This window comes from Sutterella parvirubra YIT 11816 (genome assembly GCF_000250875.1).
Lineage (GTDB): Bacteria > Pseudomonadota > Gammaproteobacteria > Burkholderiales > Burkholderiaceae_F > Sutterella > Sutterella parvirubra.
Window position 1 is genome coordinate 1 of sequence record NZ_JH604845.1, and the last position, 1677, is coordinate 1677.

General features: G+C 61.7%; 3 protein-coding genes. All 3 read left to right on the forward strand.

Features of this window, described 5'->3' with window-relative positions:
• A partial coding sequence (locus HMPREF9440_RS00360) for a hypothetical protein (protein WP_040763128.1) occupies positions 1–416 on the forward strand: 416 nt, incomplete at its 5' end.
• 1 nt (position 417) lies between these two features.
• A complete protein-coding gene (gene istB, locus HMPREF9440_RS00365; RefSeq protein WP_040763129.1) occupies positions 418–1158 on the forward strand; it encodes an IS21-like element helper ATPase IstB in 741 nt (246 codons plus the stop codon).
• A gap of 3 nt (positions 1159–1161) precedes the next feature.
• Positions 1162–1677, forward strand: a 516-nt coding sequence (locus HMPREF9440_RS00370; protein WP_008540408.1) for a hypothetical protein, incomplete at its 3' end; no start/stop codon positions are given.

A 1677-nucleotide genomic window follows, 5' to 3' on the forward strand; every position in this document is an offset into this window, starting at 1 on the left:
CCCTGCTCACCAGCCACAAGCGTCATTACGGGCTCCATAAGGACTTCATCGATTGGAAGGTGATGCTTGGCCTGCTCAGAAAGAAGCCGACCAGCTTCAAGGACAGCGCCCTCGCCAAGATGCTCGGCGAAGCGACCGTCACGTACCTGACCGGCCTGCGTGCGCAGCCCCGCAGAGAGGTGCTTGAGGCCTGCTATGTGACGCTGAAGGAGGGCACGCCGATTGAGCAGATCTGCTCGCGATTGGACGAGGCCGTCCGGCGTTTCGGACACGAAGACCTCTCGACGTTGATCGTGGGTTTCCGCGGCCTGAAGGACACACCCACCGACGATCGCCAGCTGATGGATTTGCCTGAGCACCTCAGCCAACCGACCGTTCCCTCCGTCTCCCTCGAACCTTATGCGGGGCTTGCCTGACATGACTGCTCAGACGATTGATGATGAAATCCGCGGCTACGCGACGGCCTTGAGGTTGGGCTCACACGTCGTCCCCGCCTACAAGGAAATGGGGGACGTTACGTCCCCGGCCCTCTTTGTGCGTGACCTGCTGAAGCGGCTCTGCGAGAACCGCAACGAGGAGCGCGTGAAGCGCAACCGTCAGGCCTCAGGCATTCCCAATCTGGACAAGACCCTCGAGGTCTACGAGCGGGAGGGCGTCACGATGCCGACGGGGCTCACCTTCGATGCCCTCGCAAGCTGCGGCTTCATCGAGAAACGCCAGAACCTCGTGATGATGGGGGTGCCCGGCTCGGGTAAGACGCACCTGGCTTCCGCCCTGGGGATCAAGGCCTGCGACCTTGGGTACAAGGTGATGTTCCGCCGCATGGCGAACCTCATTGAGGAGCTCCAGACGGCTCACGACAACCACGCCTGGCCGCGGTACCGTCGCCGCATCGAACAGTGCGACCTCCTGATCATCGACGAATGGGGCTACCTTCCGACGAATGTGGACGGGACGCGGCTGCTCTTCGAGGTGATCGCCGACTGCTACGAACAGCGCAGCATCATCGTGACGACCAACCTCCCGTTCGTCGAGTGGAACCGCATCTTCAGCGATGAGAGGCTCCTCCTTGCGATCATGGACCGCATCGTCCACCATGGGTATCTGCTCAAACACGCCGACCAAAGCTACCGCCTGCGCCACTCTCTGATGAAGTAAGCCATGACGAAGAACACGCACAACACCACGTACACCGAGACCGTGCTGTCGTACCGCAGCGCCCTGACGGAACAGGCACGGACCATCGTCCGCAACGCTGAAGACGACGGGACGCTCTTTCTCAATGACGAGCTGACGGGAGCCTCTACAGGCCTGAGCAACGACGTCCTCACGCTTCGAGGCATGGAGGCCAGGGGCCGCAAGGCGCATGACGAGCTCAAGGGATTCATCCGTGAGTGCGCTCTGGATGTCCGAGACATGCACGATCAGACAGCGGCGCTCTTCGACAGATGGGTGAGAACAGACGCTGAGCTCCGCATGAACGTCGATGTCGATGCTGAGCACTGGCCGGAGACTGAGGCCTCCAGCGAGGCTCTGGCAGACGCCTGCGCGAGGGAGAGAGAGGCGGAAGAGGACTGCTCTGAAGACGCCTTCTCCGACGCTCTGACGCGTGCTCTGAGGCTCTGCACGGAGCGCTTCATCCTGACGCGCCTCAGCGATGTCATCTTTGAACGGCAC